Raw genomic sequence first — 21,759 nt, 5'->3', positions numbered from 1 at the left:
TACTACTACTTGTACCTCTACAATCTGCACTATTGTGAGTCCGTCTGCATATCCCTGGCATTACTCAGGGCGTTCGCTTCTGACTCAATCTTTCCAATTCGCAGCATCCGGTTAGCACCTACTCAATCATCGACCTGACTGAGAGCATACGAATGGTTACTTCGTTCTGAGAGTTCATACTATGTGTCTTTAGAGTTCCACTTTCCACCGGGTTTGTTGGGAGTGCAGATTGGTCAAATTTTCAGTTGCCAACCCCTTTATCCTCTGACTTTTGTCTCCAGCGTGTCAGCCTGATTTCGCTGGTTTACCATAACGATGGTTCTAACGTAGATTCAGTTACCTTACTCATGGACGCTTCGCTCGACGGGTACTTACATGGGCTTGAAGTAGAGCCGCCTTTCACCCCCGCTTCAGGGATTGATGGCTAGTCGCTACCCTGGGGGACATGGTTTATAACCATGCTCTGTGTGCCGTCAACGCTGCACCTGCGCGGTAGGTCTTTCACCTACATGAAACTCTCAGTTGTCAAGGTTCAGTTTCCTTACGGGTAATCCTCCACCCATTTCAGGGTTAGTTTCTACCCAACGAATCGCACGAAAATCCTGGCATCATAATCAGCCGATGTTGGCTTGAATGCTTTAACCGGCTTGTCTTTTTGTTTGGCAGCTTTGCGATTAGCCCCAACCCTAGCGCAAGCACGCACAGCTAAATTTGCACTCAACCCAAACAAAGCACGAATCTCGTTATAGACCATGTTTTGAATAGTAGTCTTACTGGTTATCTGAGGCTTAACTTTTTGGTTAGCGTAATTACACGCCGACTCAAAAGCTTTCAATACCAGTTCGATTTCTTCTGCTTGTTTTTGAGAGGGGTTGAGTTTGCAAACTAGCGTCAATACTTGTTCCATGACTTCGACCTAATCACAGATGAACATAATACATCAAAACAATCGTGTTGTATCAAAGATTTATTTGGGAAAAGCTCCACTATCCCTCTCCCTAGCTTCGCTCACGCTCAGTATTGGTCAAGGGATGTTTCGCTTTTCCCCCGCAATTCCTCTCGACACTGACCCTATCGGGTGAGCGTGTGAGCCTCCTTACGGAAATAGGTGAAAATATACCTCAACCAGTACCAACCGCCATTGATGGCTGGATGAAAAGTCCCGGACATCGAGACAATATTCTGCGTCCCATATTCACTCAAACAGGTGTAGGAGTCTGGCAAGAAGGTGATAAATACTACATTACTCAATTATTTTTACTGCCATTTCCGTTTTAGGGAGGAGGGTAGGAAAGATTTTACTCTCATCCCCAGATAGGTGCAGCGATCGCCTGAAATTATCTACACTGCAAATATCAGGCCACTTTAACAGGAAACCATCGTGAAAGCTAAATGGATAATTACAGCAGTTTCAGCAGCATTATTTTTTGGTGGTAGCCTGTTTACCTCATTACGCGATCCTTGGTTTCAGAACTTGCAACGTCCCGACTGGTTAACTTTTGAGTTAATCATCCCATTTATTTGGACGTTAATTTGGGCTTGTCTCACCATCTCAGCGATTATTGTCTGGGAAAAACGCACAAAACAAGGTTTTAGACCTGGAAATTTAATGATGATTTACGCGGCGATCGCTCTACTCACATCCGCTTACAGCCCCATCGTAGTAGAACTTCGCAGTCTCACAGGTGGAATCATTATTGGTGGAGTAGCTACCCTTCTCGTCTATATCTTGGCGTTTATCGTCAAACCCATCTCACAAACAGCCGCTTGGCTGTTCCTGCCCTATGCTCTCTGGGGCCCCTTCGGTACATACTTAACTTGGTTATTACTGCAACTCAATCCTGGCGTAGCTGGTTAAAAGATTGCACCACAAAAAAAACTGTGTAAGCCACCGCCAAAACCATGAAACGACTTGTTCTACAACCTGCACTGTACCTAGCTTTTTTGATAACTGGATGTATTGCCACTCCAGGAGCTAGGAATACTCAATCCTTACCAGCAAACCAACCACTAATTCCCCATAATCCCACAGATCCTAACTATGTAACACGAGTTGTTCAGCAGGTAGGCCCCGCAGTAGTGCGAATTGATGCCACTCGCACCGTATCCGTATCCCCTAATCCTGTATTAGAGCGGTTTTTTGGGGAAGATTTGCCCAGTCAAGAACAAGTACAACGGGGTATAGGTTCCGGGTTTATTACCAGTGCTGACGGATTAATTTTTACCAATGCTCATGTAGTCGCAGGTGCGGATAATGTTTCCGTATTATTAAAAGACGGTCGTCGTGTTCAAGGTGACGTTTTAGGAGTTGACCGGGTTACAGATGTCGCCGTCGTCAAAATTCCAGCCTCGGACTTACCAGTAGTAAAATTAGGTAACTCTGATAATCTGACACCAGGACAGTGGGCGATCGCTATTGGTAATCCCCTCGGACTAGATAACACCGTCACCCAAGGCATCATCAGTGCTACTCAGCGTTCCGTCGCGGATTTAGGTGTACCAGCCGAGCGCGTTGACTTTATCCAAACCGATGCCGCTATTAACCCCGGCAACTCTGGCGGCCCTTTGCTCAATAGTCAAGGCGAAGTTATTGGCATGAATACCGCCATTATCCGAGGAGCGCAAGGCTTAGGTTTCGCGATTCCCATTAATACAGTGCAACGTATCGCCACACAACTAGCCACCAAAGGCAAAGTAGATCACCCCTACATTGGCGTTCAAATGGCTCAATTGACACCTGAATTGCAATCAAAAATTAATCAGAGTGATGCTGGCGTGAAAATTAACCAAGATTCAGGTGTAATTATTCTGGGAGTTGCCCGTAATTCTCCGGCTGCTCGTGCCGGCTTGCGTCCTGGTGACATTATCGAAAGTATTGATGGCGTTGCTATCACAGATACACAGCAAGTACAACAACAAGTAGAAGCCACCAAAATTGGTGATGCTATCCCATTGACTATCAATCGTAATGGTAATCAGCAAACAATTACAATCCGACCCGCCGCTTTACCCCAAAAAGAACCAACTTAAAGCCAGCAAATAAAACACAAAAGTTCTCATCTTTCTTCGGGTGCATATCTGATTAACACCTTTCTATCATTTGCTAGAGGCAACAATAATTACCATTGTCTATGCTTTTGGTGATTTAGCGTTAAGCTTTTTCACTCAAATTGCTGGAAACAATAACAAGTTATGCAAGGCTTTCGCATAGGTTCGATTTTCGGGTTTGAAATCCGAATAGATTTGTCTTGGTTGCTCATATTCTTTCTCGTTCTCTGGACTTTAAGCGCGGGTTTATTTCCAGAAAATTATCCCGGATTAAGCAATGCTACTTATTTTGGGATGGGTATAGTAGCAACATTGCTGTTTTTCGTTTCATTACTCACTCATGAACTTTCTCACTCGTTTGTAGCTAGAGCTAAAGGCATACCTGTAGAGGGAATTACGCTGTTTATTTTTGGTGGAGTTTCCCGCACTCGCATGGATGCAGAAACCCCAGGCGATGAGTTTCAAATTGCCGGAATTGGGCCTCTGATTAGTGTGGTACTTGCTGCCTTATTTGGTGTGTTGTGGTATGTAGGTAAAAATGCAGGGTGGAGCGTTGTAGTTAATGGTGTGACTTCTTATTTAGCCTCTATTAACTTGGCATTGGCTATTTTTAATATGTTACCCGGATTTCCTTTAGATGGCGGGCGTGTTTTTCGTTCTCTAGTGTGGAAATACACGGGTAACATCAAAACAGCGACAAAAGTTGCTTCTACAGGCGGAAAATGGCTTGGTTATTGCCTGATTGCGGTTGGTTTGTTGCAAATGTTCGCTGGTGCAATTATAGGCGGACTCTGGTTTATCCTGATTGGTTGGTTTTTGAATAACGCCGCCACTGCTAGTTATGAGGAAATTTTGCTACGTACCAGTTTAGAAGGAGTACGAGCCAGAGAAGTGATGACACCCTATCCAGAAACCGTCAACGCTGACTTAACACTCCAAGAATTAGTGGATAAATATTTTCTCAGTCGTCGCTATCAATCTTTTCCAGTCATTCAAAATGATAACCTGATAGGAATTATTACTTTAAATCAGGTGAAGGATATCCCGCGAGAAGAATGGATGTACCGCACTGTTAAAGAAACTATGATTCCCTCAGAACAAGGAGTAACCACGCGCCCAGAAGAACAGATGACTCAGGTACTACAAAAAATGCAAGATTCAGGGGTGCGGCGCGTGTTAGTCACTCAAAATGGTTTGCTCAAAGGTATTATCACCGCTAATGATATAGCTAACTGGCTACAGCGACGACGAGAATTTGGTGAGGTTACTTAAGTATCTCTTATTTAAAAATATTTTTAGGAGAGAATTTATCATTTTTGGGGGAATAATCCGAGCAATCTTTAGCTTCTTCTGTCATCACAATAGAAGGTTGCACAGCACACTTCATATAGTGGTTATTTGCATAAAATCGACAGTTTCTACAAGGTAATTGATTTATTCCTTTAACTGTCTCTACCATCTTATATTCTAAAATCGACCTGATTTTTCGCAAGATCAGGAAAAATATCACCCAACTAAAAACTAAACCGATAGGAGTTAAGGATATAGCTATATTAGGTATGTCTAAGTTATTAACTTGCGGTTGGTTGTTTTTAACTTCATTCTGAATCACCTGCTTGATAGATTGATTCAATGTTAATTTATTGTGCATTCCTTGATTAAATGACATATTGATTAGCCTGAGTTATATATATTGACAAGTTGAATGTTTGTGAAAAATGCGTGTTGTTTTATGAGCAAAATATTTCATGTGTCTGTGAGAATATATGCTAAAAACAGCGTGAAATAATCTATTATTTTTTTATAGAGAAAAATTTGGCTTTATGATGAATGGCTGTGTATTTAAACCTTAACATTTGGCTTATGTAGTCATTACCCTAACTAGCTTATTAATTTATTCATACTGAAGCTTTAATAATAATTCAATTATATATAGGTTTAGCAAAACTCTATATGTTCCATCTCTGCCAATAGTTTTGCTTGCATGATTTATTTATATATCCAAAGGAATATATTTAAGACATAAATTTTCTCTGATTATTTATGTGCTAGAATTTGCAAGTAAGAGAAGTTTAAATCAACTAAAAAGTCCAGACAAATTGTAATTTGTGGCAAAAAGATAGAAAATTAAAAGCTGATAAAAATAAGGATTTTGGATGATAATAAACTTGACTAAACTGAAAGTGATTAATTTAGGGTGTTCACGGTAATAATCCTCATAAAAGGCAAAAGCAGAGGATGATTATTTTAAAATTAGTAAATTAATAAAATAGTGTAAGCAATCATTGTTATGCTCAACCTGATTTTAACTTGGCTAGTTACCAGCATCAGCTTTTTAATTATTTCCAGGCTACCATTAGGGATTGAAATTGATGGTTTTGGGAAAGCGGCGATCGCAGCTGCTGTTTTCGGAATTTTGAACGCCTTACTCTTACCGATTCTGAGTGTGCTAACTTTCCCATTTATTCTTCTGACTTTCGGATTATTCTTTTTCGTATTGAATGCAATAATTTTTGCCTTAGCAGCCTATTTAGTAGAAGGCTTTCGTCTGCGCTGGGGTTTTTGGAGCGCATTAATCGGTTCTATAGCTTTGGCAATTATTAATTCTATTCTTTTAAGTATTTTGTCACCATTGACATAACAATTGCAGCAGTTAGTCATTAGCCATGAGTTGTTCTCCTGCGCTTCCTCAGCTTTCTGGGCTTTGAAAGTTCCCATACACCGATTGATTTGTCGGATGAGATCAGAGAAAATCAATCTTGTCAACCAATTAAAATCTTGATTTTGAGGTATTACTTGATGTTGAAGTATTTGCAAAAAACATTTGCTTTATTGCTAACAGTTGTTTTGCTGTCAACTCTGTTAATGGCTTGTGATACAGTTACCACTGCTGAGTCGGAAACTGCCACCGCTTCATCAACTGCTGCCTATTCTTCTCTACCCGTAGCTTACACTGACAAAGAACTAAGTGCTTCTCCTGCCAAGTTGCCGCCATTACCTTATGACAACACAGCGTTGAGTAAAGCCATTGATGCAGAAACGATGAAATTGCATCATGACGCGCATCATGCTGCTTATGTGAACAATCTCAATGATGCGTTGAAAAATTTCCAGAATCTCCAAAAAAGAAGCGTGGAAAGTTTACTGAGGGATTTGAACAGTGTACCGGAAGATATTCGGACGAAGGTACGCAATAATGGCGGAGGACACTTAAACCATACAATGTTTTGGCAAATCATGAGTCCTGAAGGTGGTGGAGAACCTACAGGAGAACTGGCGCAAGAAATTAACACAACTTTTGGCAGCTTTGATCAATTTAAACAACAATTTAACCAAGCTGGTGCTAGCCGCTTCGGTAGTGGTTGGGTTTGGCTAGTGCGTAATCCCCAGGGACAATTACAAATTACAACTACTGCTAATCAGGATAACCCCATCATGGAAGGTTCATATCCGATTATGGGCAATGATGTTTGGGAACACGCCTATTATTTGAGATATCGCAACCGTCGCGGGGAGTATTTAAATAATTGGTGGAATGTAGTTAATTGGCCAGAAATTAACAAGCGATCGCAACTTTCATTAAAGCAATCATAATCCGATTTTCTAACCAGCAAACACTTGCGGCCAAGTTGTATAAACAAACACTGCTACAGAAGCGATCGCTAATAATCCCTGAATCAAATTTCCTACTACTGTTCCCACCACAATACCCACACCAGCCTTAATTGCCAATCCTAATTGCCGACAATAAATATACTCGGCAATAATTGCACCTAACAACGGCCCGAACAAAATCCCCAACAACGGGCCACCCACAGGTAAAGTTGGTAGTAATCCGAAAAACCCTAGCAAGAACCCGACAAATGCACCAATTTGTCCCCACTTGCTAGCACCAGCTTGTTTTGCTCCCCAATAACCAGCTAAAAAATCAACGCCAATACTCAAAATTAAAACAATCGCTGTCACAATCAAAGGGATTTTAATAGCTACAAAGGAATGACTGACAATTCCCCAGATAATAATTGCCACTAAAATTAAACTCGTTCCAGGTATAGCAGGTACTACAGCACCGATAATACCTACAACCATCAAAGCCACAAGTAGCCAATAAATAATTTGCATAATTCTTAATGAGTGTCAGCAGTTGGGGTTTTTAATTTGGCAATGATTCTTATACCTTAAATATTGAGTATTATCGTCAGATATCTTACCCCTTACTCTAAAAGAAAGTAGTAATTAGACAAAGATAATACTCAATAAAACAGGCTATGGGTAGATTTAAAAGTATTGTTGATAATATGCTTCTACCGCACCCACAGCTTTGAGTAATGGCGCATCCAAAGAATCAATCCAATCAGCCACCTCCCGCGCTAGACCAAGAGTTGAATGTCCTGCTGATGGTTCAAGCTGACCATTGATTGTCTTGTGTTTAACAGATTCGAGAACACTGATCAGATTATTTAAACGCTGTGAGTGTCCAGAGTGATGACGCATCTGTTCAGCAATTTCAACCGATTTGTCGATGAGCTTGATAAAATTTTCTGTTGGAGTTGCCATAAATTTATTCACAAGTAAAATCTTCTACAGCCATATTGCCGTCCTCAGACCATTTAATATTGGGATCTCTGGTAGATTCAATAAAGGTCTGTTGACCACCACCGGGATAGCATAATGCGGGTGTTTGAGGTGCGACAGTGCCTTTATAAACTGTTGTTCCTGCTGGTAAAGTCACTTTTAGCCGCATAGTGGCTTGATTCCCCCAAGATTGATTGAGAGCTAAATTCCTAATTACTTCTGTATTTTTCTCATATTTATTAGTTGTGAGATACCTACCATATTTGTTGCCACTGCTACTATAGTAGCGATAAAAAGTTTGAGGTTCATTGAGTTTTACAGCCTCACATTTAGAGTTCTCGAAAGTAACAGCAATTTCAGCCGGCAAAGGACAAGATGAGCTAACTTCTTGAGCAACAACTTGGGGGGAATTGAATATCAGACCTGGAGTGACTGAAATTAAGTTACTGAGAACACCTACGCCAATACTAAGGGATACTGACTGCAATTTCATGTTGACGCTTCCTTTCAATACTTGGTAAATTGTTTTACCCGTATTGTACAGGTTATTTATGTCCCTTGTATATTAACTAACGTTTAAATATATGTATATAAAATAATACCTGAATCAAAACATAATCCAAAATGTAGGGTGCGTCAGTACGAGAAACCCTAGCCATACCAAGAAAATATTCATACTGACGCACCCTACTAACAGGTGTTCCCTGATGTGAAGTTGCACTTATCTGTCTTTATCCGCGTTTATCTGCGTCCATCTGCCTTCAATAATGTTCTGCGAGAGTAACTGCTAATTTATCAGCAATCCCAGATATCCAGTTTTCATCTTGTTTTGTGTAACTTCTAGGCGCATTTGCTCCTAAAATCAATACACCTTGATTACCCAGAGGCTGACAAATTACCCCTTGTGTATTTTCTGGTAAATAATCAAATTCAAATCTGCCTGGGTAGACATTTAACGCTACCAAATAAACAGGCTGTTGTTTTTCTAACACCCGTTTAACAATTGCGCCGGGAACTACTTCTGATTTTTTGCCCAGAATGCCGCGACGTAACAAAACTTTACCTTGATAGAAAACTACGAGCGATCGCGTTACCGTATTAGTTAAAAGTAAATGCGAAGCCCAGGCTAATTCTGTTTTCACGGCTTCTGGTAAATCAGGTGCTAACACAAAACCTTCTTCACCAATTAATTCTACAGCTTCAGGCGATCGCGGCTGTACTTGTTGCCAAATTAACCCGGTTAAAATTAGCACTGCACTCAAAATTACACCCAGCACATCACCCCGCGCTTGGGAATCTGTAAGTTCCGGTGTTAACAAGCGATTAATCAACAACAGGGTTGCGCCTAGCCCACCAACTACCAAAGGTAAACGCCGTAAAACTCGATTGGGATCAGATTTAGTCATTAGTCATTAGTCATTAGTCATTAGTCATTGGGGAAGGTTGATGGTTGACGGTTGACTGGGTAAAAATTTTTCTCCCTCCGCTTCCTCCGCTTCCTCCGCTTCCTCCGCTTAAGAACTTTTTACTCTTCTCCTGGTTCAATTATCCGTTGAAACAAATAACCTGTACCGCGTGCGGTGAGTATCAACTCTGGGTTACTGGGATCATCTTCTAATTTTGCCCGTAAGCGGGATATGTGTACATCAACTACACGAGTATCAACATGACGTTCTGGTGTATATCCCCAAACTTCCTGCAAAATTTCCGAACGAGAAAAGGCTTCACCAGAGCGACTGACCAGTAACTCTAGTAAACTAAACTCCATGCCTGTTAATCTAATCCGTTCATCACCTTTGTAGACTTGCCGCTTGTTAGTATCAATTTTGATATTACCAACATGAATTACCCCAGAACTAGGGATACCAGACGCGCCAGTTTTGTCTACCCGTCTTAAGACTGAACGAATTCGCGCTTCTAACTCTTTGGGTGAGAAGGGTTTAACTACATAGTCATCAGCACCTAATTCTAACCCGGTGATGCGGTCGGCTACGTCTCCCAAGGCTGTTAACATAATAATCGGTACATCCGATTCTTTACGTAGCTCTTGACAAACACCGTAACCGTCGAGTTTTGGCATCATCACATCCAAAACCACTAAATCAGGATCAGCTTTGCGAAACGTGTCTAAAGCTTCTTCTCCATCACCAGCCGTGACTACATCGTAGCCAATCATCGAAAGGCGCGTTTCTAAAATCCGGCGAATGCTGGCTTCATCGTCTACTACCAGGATTTTTTCTTTATGACTTTCCAAGTTTCTCAACGCTCCTTAACAACTAAAAATTTTTCATGATTAATTTTTAATACCATAATATTAAGATATCATTCCCTCTATTAATTTGGAAAAAGCGGTAAAGCCGCTATGAATCAGATTTTCAACTACAAGAAAACTTAAGCAAAAATTAAGATAATTCATATTATTTAAGATTTAAGAATGCCAAAGCCCAAAACCTTTTACATTTGTAACGAATGTCGAGCCGAGTCGTCCCAATGGTTTGGTAAGTGTCCCAATTGTGGTACTTACAATTCTTTAGAAGAACAGATTAGCATCCAATCTTCCGTAGATATACTCAGTCGTGGGGGAGTCAGTGGTTGGCATTCCACTCAGATTAACGGAAAATCGCCAACAAAGCCAGCAAAACCACGAGCAGCCTTAACATTTGACCAAATTAGCGATCGCCAAGTCACCCGTTGGGAATCAGGTTATGGTGAATTAGATCGAGTGCTGGGTGGTGGAGTAGTTCCCGGTTCGATGGTGTTAATTGGTGGTGATCCCGGTATTGGCAAATCTACCTTATTGTTACAAGTCTCTAATTTATTAGCGCAGAGATATCGCATCCTCTACGTTTCCGGGGAAGAATCAGGACAGCAAGTCAAGTTAAGAGCCTCACGTTTAGGTGTCTCCAAGCCTTGTAGTATAGAGGAAGATGCTCAGGATAATACAACAGAAGACACACCTGAATCAAAACCAACAGAGGAAACAACAGCCGAAAATCAACAGCAACCAGAAGCCTCTGAAGGTATAGGCGCAGATTTGTACATATTACCAGAAACAGATTTGGAAGAGATTTTGCGGGAAATCGATTCCCTAAAACCAAATGTGGCGGTGATTGATAGTATTCAAACAGTGTTTTTTCCGGCGTTAACATCTGCACCGGGTTCGGTAGCGCAGGTGAGGGAATGCACGGCGGCGTTGATGAAAGTGGCAAAACATGAAGATATTACCATGTTAATTGTCGGACACGTCACTAAAGAAGGAGCGATCGCCGGGCCGAAAGTTTTAGAACACTTAGTAGATACAGTATTGTATTTTGAAGGCGATCGCTTTGCCTCCCACCGCTTGTTAAGAACTGTCAAAAACCGTTTTGGTGCGACTCACGAAATCGGTATTTTTGAAATGGTGCAACATGGTTTGCGAGAAGTACCTAACCCCAGTGAGTTATTTTTAGGTAATCGTGATGATCCCGCACCAGGAACAGCGATTGTAGTGGCTTGTGAAGGTACACGCCCGATTGTAGTAGAGTTACAAGCCTTAGTCAGTCCTACGAGTTATCCCTCACCGCGACGGGCTGGGACTGGTATAGATTATAACCGATTAGTGCAGATTCTCGCCGTGTTAGAAAAGCGGGTAGGGATTCCGATGTCGAAATTAGATTCTTACGTAGCTTCGGCTGGGGGGTTAAATGTAGAAGAACCAGCCGTAGATTTAGGAATAGCGATCGCCATTGTAGCGAGTTTCCGCGATCGCATAGTTGATCCGGGTACAGTCTTGATTGGTGAAGTCGGGTTAGGGGGACAAGTGCGAGCCGTGTCTCAAATGGAACTGCGGCTAAAAGAAGCAGCCAAACTGGGATTTAAACGAGCGATCGTTCCTAAAGGTCAGAAATTTCCTGACCTTAACATTGAGATTTTACCAGTTTCCAAAGTCATTGACGCGATTATTGCCGCCATCCCCCATCAAACATTAGAAGACAGCGATTTCGAGCCAGACGAAGACGAGTAAACACACATCTTGCACCTGTTTCTTGATAATAATGTTTGTAGGCTGGGCATTGCTTGGAAGTTGCTCAAAGCTGTAGTTTTACGTTGTTAGGTGTGCATCGCCTTCAGCTTATTGAGAATGGTGCAAGATATCAGTTGCCCATTCATGTACAGACGCGATGAATCGCGTCTCTATTATGACTAGCTTTATTTGCTCCTAATTTTGCGAATCAAGAAAAGCAATACAACTTGCAGAACGTTTGCGACAATTAGGGATTAATCCTGATGAGTTGTAATTGCGAGATAAACCCGTAGATAGAAATGCGATCGCCTGAAAATTGTCACAATGATGGCATCACAATTTCTCTCAGCATAAATAACATTATGGGCTTTGGTATTGGAGACTTATTCTGGATTTTTCTTCTCCTCTCATCCCTACAACCCATCTGGCAAAAACGCCAAATCGAATATAGACGCTTCCGCAGCATACAAGAATTTCAAAAACAACGGGGCAGTCGTGTAATTTTATTAATACACCGCCAAGAGTCCATCAGTTTATTAGGTATTCCCATTTCTCGCTACATCACCATTGAAGACTCAGAACAAATACTCAGGGCAATTCGTCTTACCCCCTCCGATGTCCCCATTGACTTAATTTTACATACTCCCGGTGGTTTGGTACTAGCCACTGAACAAATTGCTAGAGCCTTAATTCGTCATCCATCCAAAGTCAGTGTCTTTGTACCTCACTATGCCATGAGTGGCGGTACAATGCTCGCACTGGCAGCAGATCAAATCATCATGGATGCTAACGCCGTTTTAGGCCCAGTTGATCCCCAACTGGGTAACTTACCAGCCGCCAGCCTTCTCAAAGTCGTCAAAGATAAACCCATCAGTGAAATTGACGACCAAACTCTCATCATGGCAGACTTAGCCGACAAAGCAATTCAGCAAGTACAGCGATTTGTACGTACTCTGCTCAAAGATAATATACCAAAACAAAAAGTTAACCCAGAAAATATAGAACCCATCATCGAAGCTTTAACCACTGGACGTGTCACCCATGATTATCCCATCACAGTTGAGGAAGCCACAGAATTGGGGCTGCCCGTAACAGTCGGACTGCCCCGTTGTATATACGAACTCATGGACTTATATCCACAACCACAAGGCGGAAGACCCACTGTTCAGTATATACCTTTACCTTACGATGACCGTCGTCCCCTTTTACCTACACCCAAGGGTAGACCAATGGAAGAACCAAATCAAAATAGTTAAAGTAATGCTTACGGTGTAGCCGTTGGTGTAGCCGTTGGTGTAGCTGTTGGTGTGGGTGATGGTGTCGCCGTTGGTGTCGCCGTTGGTGTCGCCGTTGGTGTGGGTGATGGTGTAGAAGTCGGTGTTGCCGTTGGTGTCGCCGTTGGTGTCGCCGTTGGCTTTGGTGACGGTGTAGAAGTCGGTGTTGCCGTTGGCTTTGGTGACGGTGTAGAAGTCGGTGTTGCCGTTGGCTTTGGTGACGGTGTAGAAGTTGGTGTTGCCGTTGGCTTTGGTGACGGCTTAGTAGCTGGCTGATTAATAATTTCCTTCGCTTCTTTGTCTAGCTTTTGACGTAGTGCCAAATTAGCAATACCAGTTTCTTCTAATTGATTCTTTTTCTGATACTCTTTAACTAACTCTTCCGTTCTATGGGTGTAAAATTGGTCACGCGGGAGGGGAGTCTTAGGTTTCAGTACAGCATTTAAATTACCTTGAAGGATCTGCACGATGGTAGCCGCAAAATCTTGGGTTTGTGGCCCTGCTACGCCATCAACTTTTAACTTGTAACCTGTTTGAAATTCACGAATTGCTTTTTTAGTTTCCTCATCAGTGAGGGGTGCGTTTGTCACTTTGACGTTATAGCCCAAACCCCGCAACACAGCCCGGAATTCCTCCGGTGTATAGTTACGTTGACGAGCTGCAAACGTTGTATGAGAAATCATTACACTAGCAGTAACTACACAAGCTGCACCTATAATCATGCTTGATTTTCCGAACCCACACCACATATTTAACACTCCTGCGGATTAAATAAACTGCATTATAAAGGGTAACGGACACAACTTATAATTCTTGAGACTGATATCTTGCACCATTCTCAATTATCGTAGGGTGGACAATCCCAACAACTTAACAATCCGACTGTTAGCCCATTTTCAACATTGCCCATCGTCCTTTAATTGCGGTAAGGTAGGGGCGGGTTTAAAAATATCATCAATATATGAATGATCAGCGCGGTGAATCCACTCCTACGGATGCTAGATGTAAATCAAGCTTTTTTTAAATAATTAATGATGTTCGATTTACCAAATTCATACTAATAAACATTTTGAACCCTATCTTAAATGGTAATTTAATAAAATTAATTATTAAATAAAATTATAAAAGAAAAATTTTTCATTAAAATTTCTAATTTAACAGGTGTAACAATTAAAACTAAATATGGTGAATCTAAAAACAACAAAAAAGCGAAACTTATACTTTGAAAGACTGATGGCAACAATTGCCACAGTCAATCTGTGCTTAGTTGTCTTTGATTTAACTTACGTACCCTGGCGAGATTTCTATTTACGCAGAATTCCGCAAATTACTCAGATTTATGACCCGGTTAAAGGTATTGAACCTCACAGAGAAACCAAAAATTACTTAGAAGCAGTCAATGCACTAGAAGAACAAGTTAGTCAGACAGGTTTAACATCGCCACAAGTCAAAACTCAGTTAGAAGAACTGAGACGGCTGAGTGTTGAGATGATTGATAGTAATCCCTTTGCAGCCGTTGGTAAAAGTGGAACTTTAGAAAAAATTAAAAACCGGATGCGCGATCGCATCGGTAAAGAATCCGCCAAACAATCCTTCGCCACCTTTTGGAGTCAGCCTTATTTATCTCAGCAAGGCTGGCTACAAGAAATGATTTTTTTTAATCAACAAGTCAGACCTTTAATAGCTACCAACTACTACCGTCAAATTGGTGATACTGGTGAATTTATTGATTTATTTTGGTTAATCGATTTACCCTTTATCCTGTTATTTAGTGTAGAGTTATTGACCCGTGTCATTTATATCAAACGTACACATCCTAATTTTAGTTGGTTAAACTCTATATTGTGGCGTTGGTATGATTTATTTTTACTGATCCCCTTTTGGCGATGGTTACGGATTATACCTGTAACTATTCGTTTAGACCAAGCAAAGTTATGTAATTTACAACCAATAAACAAGCAATTGCATACAATAGTTGTAAGTAATTTTGCGGAAGAAATCACAGAAATTGTAGTAATTAGAGTAATTAACCAAATTCAGATTTCGATTCAACGGGGTGAATTAACGCGGTGGTTATTGCAAAAAGAAAATCTCCGCCCCTACATAGATATTAATAATGTGAATGAATTAGAAGCGATCGCCGGGCTGTTGGTACAAACCATCGTCTATCAAGTCCTGCCCAAAATTCAACCAGAACTCGTTGCTATTTTACACCACAACATTGAAACCGTATTCCATCAAGTCCCCCTGTCTCGTAACTTGCAAGTATTACCAGGAGTAGCCAAAGTTCAAACTCAACTGAGCCAACAACTAGCAACTCAACTCACAACTAATCTCTACAATGCGTTAGTTAACGCTGTAGAAGACCCCGTTGGAGCCAAACTTACTACTCAACTGGTAGAAAGATTTAGCCAAGCTTTAGGTACAGAAATACAGCAACAGCAAGTAATTAACCAAATCCAAAGCTTACTCGTTGATTTCTTAGAAGAAGTCAAGCTCAACTACGTACAACGTTTATCCCAAGAAGACATCGACCAAATTCTCGAACAAACCCAAAAACTCAAAACCCAAACATCCATCCAGCCAGTAGTTGAACAACGGACTAATCTGCCAGAGATTCGTTACCAGCATCGTCAAAGGTAAAGCAACTGGGATCAGGAAGCGGAGGAAGCGGAGGAGAGAAACTAATGACCAATGACCAATGACTAATGACTAATGACTAATGACCAATGACCAGTGACTAATAACTATTGACGCTGAAAAAATGCGCTACACTCAAATTAGCGGCGAACCATCATTGGTTCGTCACAAGACTTCTTGGAAGATATCCCTATCGCAGGAAGTGGGTTGATGCCCACTTTTTTTATTGATTTTAGACATGGTTCATCCTCTAATCCCACAAATTACAGAGTTGGCAATACCAGTAGCAGAACAACTGGGCTTGGAAGTTGTTGGCATTGTTTTTCACACCAACCAACGTCCACCAGTATTGCGGGTAGATATCCGCAATCCCCAGCAGGATACCGGGTTAGATGATTGTGAGCGCATGAGCCGTGCTTTAGAAACATCCTTAGATGCTGCGGAGATCATTCCAGATGCTTATGTCTTGGAAGTGTCTAGTCCTGGTATTTCGAGGCAACTTGTAACCGACAGGGAATTTATTTCCTTTAAAGGATTTCCTGTCATTGTCTCCACTTCCCCACCCCACGAAGGACAACAAGAGTGGAATGGTCAATTAATTCGCCGGGATGAGACAAAAGTTTACATCAATCAGAAAGGTCGTGTCATCGAAATTCCTCGCTCCCTCATTACCAGGGTGCAGTTAGATGAGCGTCGATAAACGACCAGCGAGGAACTAGAGGCTAGGAACTAGAAGCTAGGGACTAGAAATTAGGGACTAGAGTCCAACTTTTCTCTAATCCCTAGTATCTAATGCCTAGTTTTTAATATTTACTTAATTTTCCATCCCCAAAACCCAAGTTACCCAACTTTTAAGCCCTAATTTATAAAGGAGATTGCTTATGTCAATGGTGAGTTTACCAGGATTAAAAGATTTAATTGAAAATATTAGTCGGGAGCGTAATTTACCTCGATTAGCCGTACAATCAGCCATTAGAGAAGCATTGCTCAAAGGTTATGAACGTTATCGTCGCGCTCAAAACTTAGAACGCCGACAGTTCGATGAAGATTACTTTGATAACTTTGAAGTCGAACTCGATATTGATGGAGAAGGTTTTCGTGTTCTTTCCACAAAAACTATTGTGGAACAAGTGAATAATTCCGACCATCAAATATCTTTAGATGAAGTACAACAAGTAGCTCCTGAAGCCCAACTTGGCGACTCTGTAGTTTTAGACGTTACCCCAGATCAAGGGGAGTTTGGGCGCATGGCGGCAATGCAAACCAAGCAGGTGCTAGCGCAAAAACTCCGGGATCAGCAACGCCAGATGGTACAAGAAGAGTTCCAAGACTTAGAAGGGACTGTACTACAAGCAAGAGTTTTAAGATTTGAACGCCAGTCAGTAATTTTGGCAGTCAGCAGTGGCTTTGGTCAACCAGAAGTAGAAGCAGAACTACCAAAGCGGGAACAACTTCCCAACGATAACTATCGTGCCAATGCTACATTCAAGGTATATCTCAAAAAAGTTTCTCAAGGACAACAACGGGGGCCACAACTTCTAGTATCTCGTGCCGATGCTGGTTTAGTAGTGTACTTATTTGCCAACGAAGTACCAGAGATAGAAGACGAAGTAGTTAGAATTGTTGCCGTAGCACGGGAAGCCAATCCTCCCTCCCGATATGTAGGGCCACGTACTAAAATAGCAGTAGACACCCTAGATCGAGATGTAGACCCAGTAGGTGCTTGTATCGGTGCTAGGGGATCACGAATTCAGGTAGTAGTAAACGAATTACGCGGTGAAAAAATAGACGTAATTCGATGGTCTCCAGACCCAGCAACATATATTGCCAATGCTTTAAGTCCAGCCAGAGTAGACGAAGTGCGGCTGATGGATCCGGAAACCCGACAAACTCACGTATTAGTAGCAGAAGATCAATTGAGTTTAGCTATTGGGAAAGAAGGGCAAAATGTCAGATTAGCAGCCCGCTTAACAGGTTGGAAAATAGACATTAAAGACAAAGCTAAATATGATCATGCAGCCGAAGATGCCAAATTTGCTGCTGCCCGCGCCCAATATACACCAGAGACAGATGACATAGAACTAGAGGAGCTAGAGGATGAAGAAAATCAAACAGAACAGTTAGAAAATGAAGTTTTAGATACCAACTATCACGAAGAGTAATTTATGAGCCTGATTAAGTTCTGGTAGGATGGACATCAGTATCAGTCTTCACGATGACTGAAAATCAGGCAGCGTTGTATGAATAGAGATTGGCTTAACCAACTTTATGATTACCAGCAACATTTCTGTTAAATACTCAGAAAACCGATGAAACCCAACTATCGGCGTTGTGTTAGTTGCCGCAAAGTAGGCTTAAAAAAAGACTTTTGGCGGATTGTCCGAGTATTTCCTTCTGGAGAGGTACAATTGAATCAGGGCATGGGGCGTTCAGCTTACATTTGCCCAAAAGATAGCTGCTTACAAGCTGCTCAGAAAAAAAATAGATTAGGGCGATCGCTACGTGCAACGGTACCAGAAACACTGTACCAGACATTGTGGCAACATCTAGCCCAAAACAATCCCCAAAATCAAAATTTAGGTTGAAAAGCATTCTTGGCGGTAATCCGCAGAGCAATTGTGGTAAAAGCCGCCATATTCACGCGATTACACACCCTCTGCATTTATTGAGGTTAGTGCCAAAATAGTAAATGGGTGTAGTTAGCAAAAGGCTCTCCCAAAATTAACAGGAGCAAAGCAGTACTCCCAACAAATTTAACTAGATGTGTTGTGGAAGACTCAGAATCAGCCAAACAACAAACCACAAAATGGCAACCTGGTAGCGCTCAGGCGCAGAGCGGCATCACCAGCAACTATAAAAAATCTTTATGGTTGCCTGTAAACCACAGTTCTCTATGGAGATGCCAGCATTAAACCGAAACATCTCTCTTTCCTGATTGGAGGCACCGGCAAAATTACCAAGGGCAACCTAAAAACAGTAACCGAAGGATGGAGATGTCGCACTTCCAGGCAACCATCCGCAAAAAAACTGTAAATTCAAGGGGAAGAGTGGATGAACAACGGCAAAGTCAGAATCTACGAATTATCAAAGGAATTGAATTTGGATAACAAAGAGCTATTAGCAATTTGCGACCAGCTCAACATTGCGGTCAAAAGCCATAGCAGTACAATTTCAGAAACAGAGGCAGAAAGTATCCGGGCGGAGGCTGAAAAACTGGCAGCTACAAATGGAACGCCCAAAAAAGAATTAGGTACAATTAGTCATAAACCAAATTCAGCACAGAGTGGCTCGCGCAACCGACCTGCGCCACCTCAAAAACAGCAACAAATTTTGGAAATTCGCAAACCCAAAATATTGAAAAATCATACCTCTAACGCCTCAGATGCCTCAGCTGCGTCTGAAGTCAATCCTCCCTCACCTCCAAAGCCCGCTACACCAGTCTCACCCATGAAGCCGACGGCACCAACTCGACCTGTACCACGGAATCAATCGGAGAGTCCTCAACAACCTGCTGCCACCAATCCAGAGCCAGCACCTAAGCCACAGGCATCTGAAAAGACAGCAGCACAGAAGCCTGAAAAAGTAGCTCCTGCTAAACCAAAACTGGAAAAACCCCAAAAACCGCAATTGGCAGCTCCGCCAGCAAGACCAGTGGCAGAAAAGGCAGAGGTACCTCAACAACTGAGTACCGCAGAAAAACCCATCCTCAAACGAGAACGCCAACGGCGCAGCGAGGAAGAACGGGAACAACCCAAACCAAGAGCCTCTAGACCTACACAAACAGAGGCATCACAAGGTACTGGACAAAAACAGGGTCGTCCCCATCCTGGCCCTACAAAACCAGAACATCGTGGTCAGAGACCAGGCGCGCCTGCCGCAGATGGTCAACGTCCCACTAGACCAGCGCGTCCGCCTGAAGTAGCAGCAGCCATACCAGTGGCAACGCCGCCAAAACCAATGGCAGAGGTATCGAAGAGAGGAGAAGCTTCTGATACTGTTGTTACGCCTGACTTACTGGATTTGAAACGTCCAACGCCACCTCGTCCACCTAAAGGGGGCAAGAAATGGCAGGAAGAAGAAATCATTGACGAAATTAAAGAAAAATCTAAAACCGTTAAGGGTAAGCGCGTCAAGCCCATATTGGAAGATGATTTTGAAGATGATGAATTCCTAGAGGACGGCAGACTGGAAATACCAGCAGCAGTTCAAGTCAGCCTCTCCATCGCTCGTCCTCCCAAACCGAAAGCAGCCCGACCAGCACAGCCAGCTAGTGCAAACGTGGCTACTATTACGCCAGCCAGCAAAAAGAAAAAGTTTGGCCCTGCTGCCCGTGAGCAAAATCGTCGTCAACAAGAAGTCGAGGAGAAACGGGAGCGTCCCACCAAATTGGTCGTTACCGGGCCGATGACAGTGCAGGAAATCGCTGATGGCTTAGTCGTAGCTGATACAGAGATTGTGAAAATCCTGTTCATGAAAGGCATGGCGGTGAGCATCACTCAAAATCTGGACATCCCGACCATTACTTTAGTAGCCAAAGAGCTAGAAGTAGAAGTCGAAACCGCCGAACCGGAAGCAGAAGCCCGCAAAGTCACGGAAATGCTGGATGTAGACGACCTGGAAAATCTGCAACGTCGTCCACCGGTAGTGACTATTATGGGTCACGTAGACCACGGGAAAACCACATTACTCGACTCGATTCGCAAAACGAAAGTCGCAGCCGGCGAAGCGGGTGGGATTACCCAGCATATCGGTGCTTACCACGTTGATATCGAACACGAAGGCAAAAAACAGCAGATTGTCTTCCTAGATACCCCTGGTCACGAAGCCTTTACTGCCATGCGAGCTAGGGGGGCGAGAGTAACAGACATAGCGATTTTAGTAGTAGCTGCGGATGACGGTGTACGTCCCCAAACCATCGAAGCTATTAGCCATGCACAAGCGGCAGAAGTGCCGATTGTGGTCGCTATTAACAAAATTGACAAAGAAGGCGCACAACCAGACCGTGTGAAACAAGAACTCACCCAGTATGGTCTGACCCCAGAAGAATGGGGCGGTGAGACAATTATGGTACCAGTCAGTGCCATCAAAGGTGAAAACCTCGATACACTCCTAGAGATGATTCTCTTGGTGGCAGAAGTAGAAGAACTCTCTGCTAACCCGGAACGTCTGGCTAAAGGAACTGTAATTGAGGCGCATTTGGATAAAGCTAAGGGCGCAGTTGCTACCTTGTTAATTCAAAACGGTACTCTGCACGTAGGAGATATCCTAGTGGCAGGTTCAGCCTTTGGTAAAGTCCGAGCTATGGTTGACGATCGCGGCCACCGCGTTGATGTAGCTTCTCCTTCCTTCGCCGTTGAGGTACTGGGTTTAAGTGATGTACCAGCCGCCGGTGATGAATTCGAGGTGTTCGACAACGAAAAAGAAGCCAGAGCGATCGCCTCAGACCGTGCAGACAAACAACGCTTATCTCGTCTGTTACAAGGACGCGTTACCCTCACCACCCTATCGGCACAAGCTCAAGAAGGCGAGTTGAAAGAACTCAACCTGATCCTGAAAGCCGACGTACAGGGTTCTGTGGAAGCGATTGTGGGATCACTCAAACAAATACCCCAAAACGAAGTCCAAATTCGCATGCTCTTGGCTACAGCCGGGGAAATTACCCAAACAGACATCGACCTAGCCGCAGCCAGTGGTGCAGTCATTATTGGCTTTAACACCACCTACGCCAGTGGAGCTAGACAAGCTGCTGACGAAGCCGGTGTAGATGTACGGGAATACAACATCATCTACAAACTTTTGGAAGATATCGAAGGCGCAGTCGAAGGTCTGTTAGAACCAGAGTTAGTAGAAGAACCTCTGGGTCAAACCGAAGTCCGTGCCGTCTTCCCAGTTGGTCGCGGTGCTGTCGCTGGTTGCTACGTTCAATCTGGTAAACTGGTTCGTAACTGCAAAGTACGGATACGTCGTGGCGGTAAAGTGATCTACGAAGGTGTACTGGATTCCCTCAAGCGGATGAAGGAAGACGTGCGTGAAGTTAACGCTGGTTACGAATGCGGTGTCGGCCTTGATAAGTTCCATGATTGGGCTGAAGGTGACATCATTGATGCGTACCAGATGGTAACTAAACGCCGTACCCTGGCGTTAGCAAGATAGTGCTGAGTAACGAGTGTTGAGTAATGAGTCCAGATAGATGAGTATAGAGTTATGAGCATTACCTCA

General features: G+C 42.8%; 19 protein-coding genes and 2 pseudogenes. 13 read left to right on the top strand and 8 right to left on the bottom strand.

Features of this window, described 5'->3' with window-relative positions; all coding sequences use genetic code 11:
• Nucleotides 1–595: 595 nt before the first annotated feature.
• Nucleotides 596–907 (bottom strand): annotated as a pseudogene (locus tag A3775_RS05055) (RNA-guided endonuclease TnpB family protein); the annotation flags it as partial.
• Nucleotides 908–1,113: 206 nt separating this feature from the next.
• Between A3775_RS05055 and A3775_RS05050 the strand changes: the two are divergent.
• The 4 genes and pseudogenes from A3775_RS05050 to A3775_RS05035 form a co-directional block, all read left to right on the top strand.
• Nucleotides 1,114–1,278 (top strand): annotated as a pseudogene (locus tag A3775_RS05050) (CAP domain-containing protein); the annotation flags it as partial.
• Between the two features lie 103 nt (nt 1,279–1,381).
• Entirely contained in the window at nt 1,382–1,858 is a 477-nt protein-coding gene (locus A3775_RS05045) for a TspO/MBR family protein (protein WP_066378772.1), read from the top strand.
• Nucleotides 1,859–1,902: 44 nt separating this feature from the next.
• The gene (locus tag A3775_RS05040) at nt 1,903–3,030 is read left to right on the top strand and encodes an HhoA/HhoB/HtrA family serine endopeptidase (protein WP_066424098.1); all 1,128 of its coding nucleotides are present in this window, start codon (nt 1,903–1,905) and stop codon (nt 3,028–3,030) included.
• A 162-nt stretch (nt 3,031–3,192) separates the two neighbouring features.
• Entirely contained in the window at nt 3,193–4,320 is a 1,128-nt protein-coding gene (locus A3775_RS05035; RefSeq protein WP_066378780.1) for a site-2 protease family protein, read from the top strand.
• A gap of 7 nt (nt 4,321–4,327) precedes the next feature.
• On the opposite strand, the gene A3775_RS05030 is transcribed toward A3775_RS05035, so the two are convergent.
• Nucleotides 4,328–4,717, bottom strand: a complete 390-nt coding sequence (locus A3775_RS05030) for a hypothetical protein (RefSeq protein ID WP_066378783.1) — start codon at nt 4,715–4,717, stop codon at nt 4,328–4,330.
• Nucleotides 4,718–5,338: 621 nt separating this feature from the next.
• Between A3775_RS05030 and A3775_RS05025 the strand changes: the two genes are divergently transcribed.
• Nucleotides 5,339–5,689, top strand: a complete 351-nt coding sequence (locus tag A3775_RS05025) for a phage holin family protein (RefSeq protein WP_066378785.1) — start codon at nt 5,339–5,341, stop codon at nt 5,687–5,689.
• Between the two features lie 158 nt (nt 5,690–5,847).
• A complete protein-coding gene (locus tag A3775_RS05020; RefSeq protein ID WP_066378789.1) occupies nt 5,848–6,642 on the top strand; it encodes a superoxide dismutase in 795 nt (264 codons plus the stop codon).
• Nucleotides 6,643–6,651: 9 nt separating this feature from the next.
• On the opposite strand, the gene A3775_RS05015 is transcribed toward A3775_RS05020, so the two are convergent.
• From A3775_RS05015 to rpaB, 5 genes are all read right to left on the bottom strand, one after another.
• Nucleotides 6,652–7,170: a DUF456 domain-containing protein gene (locus A3775_RS05015; RefSeq protein ID WP_066378791.1), complete on the bottom strand. Its 519-nt coding sequence runs from the start codon at nt 7,168–7,170 to the stop codon at nt 6,652–6,654.
• 156 nt (nt 7,171–7,326) lie between these two features.
• Nucleotides 7,327–7,605 (bottom strand): hypothetical protein, encoded by a 279-nt coding sequence (locus tag A3775_RS05010; protein WP_066378794.1) that lies wholly within the window; start codon nt 7,603–7,605, stop codon nt 7,327–7,329.
• 4 nt (nt 7,606–7,609) lie between these two features.
• Nucleotides 7,610–8,116, bottom strand: coding sequence for a hypothetical protein (locus tag A3775_RS05005; protein WP_066378796.1), 507 nt, complete (start codon nt 8,114–8,116; stop codon nt 7,610–7,612).
• A gap of 268 nt (nt 8,117–8,384) precedes the next feature.
• Nucleotides 8,385–9,029 carry a cofactor assembly of complex C subunit B gene (locus A3775_RS05000; protein ID WP_066378798.1) on the bottom strand — a complete coding sequence of 215 codons (645 nt, stop codon included), beginning with the start codon at nt 9,027–9,029 and terminating at the stop codon, nt 8,385–8,387.
• A 119-nt stretch (nt 9,030–9,148) separates the two neighbouring features.
• Entirely contained in the window at nt 9,149–9,877 is a 729-nt protein-coding gene (gene rpaB / locus A3775_RS04995) for a response regulator transcription factor RpaB (RefSeq protein ID WP_038087821.1), read from the bottom strand.
• A 180-nt stretch (nt 9,878–10,057) separates the two neighbouring features.
• Between rpaB and radA the strand changes: the two genes are divergently transcribed.
• Together radA and A3775_RS04985 are read left to right on the top strand one after the other, a co-directional pair.
• Nucleotides 10,058–11,626 carry a DNA repair protein RadA gene (gene radA, locus A3775_RS04990; RefSeq protein WP_066378801.1) on the top strand — a complete coding sequence of 523 codons (1,569 nt, stop codon included), beginning with the start codon at nt 10,058–10,060 and terminating at the stop codon, nt 11,624–11,626.
• A gap of 362 nt (nt 11,627–11,988) precedes the next feature.
• On the top strand, nt 11,989–12,882 hold the full coding sequence (locus A3775_RS04985; RefSeq protein WP_066378804.1) for an SDH family Clp fold serine proteinase: 894 nt from the start codon (nt 11,989–11,991) through the stop codon (nt 12,880–12,882).
• Nucleotides 12,883–12,890: 8 nt separating this feature from the next.
• Here the strand turns inward: A3775_RS04985 and A3775_RS04980 are convergent, their stop codons facing one another.
• Nucleotides 12,891–13,649 (bottom strand): peptidoglycan-binding protein, encoded by a 759-nt coding sequence (locus tag A3775_RS04980; protein ID WP_066424097.1) that lies wholly within the window; start codon nt 13,647–13,649, stop codon nt 12,891–12,893.
• A 433-nt stretch (nt 13,650–14,082) separates the two neighbouring features.
• Between A3775_RS04980 and A3775_RS04975 the strand changes: the two genes are divergently transcribed.
• The 5 genes from A3775_RS04975 (at nt 14,083) to infB (ending at nt 21,693) form a co-directional block, all read left to right on the top strand.
• A complete protein-coding gene (locus tag A3775_RS04975; protein ID WP_197480089.1) occupies nt 14,083–15,543 on the top strand; it encodes a hypothetical protein in 1,461 nt (486 codons plus the stop codon).
• A gap of 235 nt (nt 15,544–15,778) precedes the next feature.
• Nucleotides 15,779–16,240, top strand: a complete 462-nt coding sequence (rimP, locus tag A3775_RS04970; protein WP_066384660.1) for a ribosome maturation factor RimP — start codon at nt 15,779–15,781, stop codon at nt 16,238–16,240.
• Between the two features lie 181 nt (nt 16,241–16,421).
• Nucleotides 16,422–17,702, top strand: coding sequence for a transcription termination factor NusA (gene nusA / locus A3775_RS04965; RefSeq protein WP_197480088.1), 1,281 nt, complete (start codon nt 16,422–16,424; stop codon nt 17,700–17,702).
• A 147-nt stretch (nt 17,703–17,849) separates the two neighbouring features.
• Nucleotides 17,850–18,125 (top strand): YlxR family protein, encoded by a 276-nt coding sequence (locus A3775_RS04960; protein ID WP_066384474.1) that lies wholly within the window; start codon nt 17,850–17,852, stop codon nt 18,123–18,125.
• Nucleotides 18,126–18,591: 466 nt separating this feature from the next.
• The gene (gene infB, locus A3775_RS04955; protein WP_066384476.1) at nt 18,592–21,693 is read left to right on the top strand and encodes a translation initiation factor IF-2; all 3,102 of its coding nucleotides are present in this window, start codon (nt 18,592–18,594) and stop codon (nt 21,691–21,693) included.
• Nucleotides 21,694–21,759: the final 66 nt, after the last annotated feature.

Origin of the sequence: Anabaena sp. 4-3, from assembly GCF_001597745.1 — a bacterium.
Lineage (GTDB): Bacteria > Cyanobacteriota > Cyanobacteriia > Cyanobacteriales > Nostocaceae > Trichormus.
This window is presented reverse-complemented; position numbering and strand designations above follow the sequence as displayed.

Coding starts and splice junctions, on each gene's coding strand:
- A3775_RS05040 (WP_066424098.1), top strand. CDS start 1,903: ATGAAACGACTTGTTCTACAACCTGCACTGTACCTAGCTTTTTTGATA.
- A3775_RS05035 (WP_066378780.1), top strand. CDS start 3,193: ATGCAAGGCTTTCGCATAGGTTCGATTTTCGGGTTTGAAATCCGAATA.
- A3775_RS05030 (WP_066378783.1), bottom strand. CDS start 4,717: ATGTCATTTAATCAAGGAATGCACAATAAATTAACATTGAATCAATCT.
- A3775_RS05025 (WP_066378785.1), top strand. CDS start 5,339: ATGCTCAACCTGATTTTAACTTGGCTAGTTACCAGCATCAGCTTTTTA.
- A3775_RS05020 (WP_066378789.1), top strand. CDS start 5,848: ATGTTGAAGTATTTGCAAAAAACATTTGCTTTATTGCTAACAGTTGTT.
- A3775_RS05015 (WP_066378791.1), bottom strand. CDS start 7,170: ATGCAAATTATTTATTGGCTACTTGTGGCTTTGATGGTTGTAGGTATT.
- A3775_RS05010 (WP_066378794.1), bottom strand. CDS start 7,605: ATGGCAACTCCAACAGAAAATTTTATCAAGCTCATCGACAAATCGGTT.
- A3775_RS05005 (WP_066378796.1), bottom strand. CDS start 8,116: ATGAAATTGCAGTCAGTATCCCTTAGTATTGGCGTAGGTGTTCTCAGT.
- A3775_RS05000 (WP_066378798.1), bottom strand. CDS start 9,029: ATGACTAAATCTGATCCCAATCGAGTTTTACGGCGTTTACCTTTGGTA.
- radA (WP_066378801.1), top strand. CDS start 10,058: ATGCCAAAGCCCAAAACCTTTTACATTTGTAACGAATGTCGAGCCGAG.
- A3775_RS04985 (WP_066378804.1), top strand. CDS start 11,989: ATGGGCTTTGGTATTGGAGACTTATTCTGGATTTTTCTTCTCCTCTCA.
- A3775_RS04980 (WP_066424097.1), bottom strand. CDS start 13,649: ATGTGGTGTGGGTTCGGAAAATCAAGCATGATTATAGGTGCAGCTTGT.
- A3775_RS04975 (WP_197480089.1), top strand. CDS start 14,083: ATGGTGAATCTAAAAACAACAAAAAAGCGAAACTTATACTTTGAAAGA.
- rimP (WP_066384660.1), top strand. CDS start 15,779: ATGGTTCATCCTCTAATCCCACAAATTACAGAGTTGGCAATACCAGTA.
- nusA (WP_197480088.1), top strand. CDS start 16,422: ATGTCAATGGTGAGTTTACCAGGATTAAAAGATTTAATTGAAAATATT.
- A3775_RS04960 (WP_066384474.1), top strand. CDS start 17,850: ATGAAACCCAACTATCGGCGTTGTGTTAGTTGCCGCAAAGTAGGCTTA.
- infB (WP_066384476.1), top strand. CDS start 18,592: ATGAACAACGGCAAAGTCAGAATCTACGAATTATCAAAGGAATTGAAT.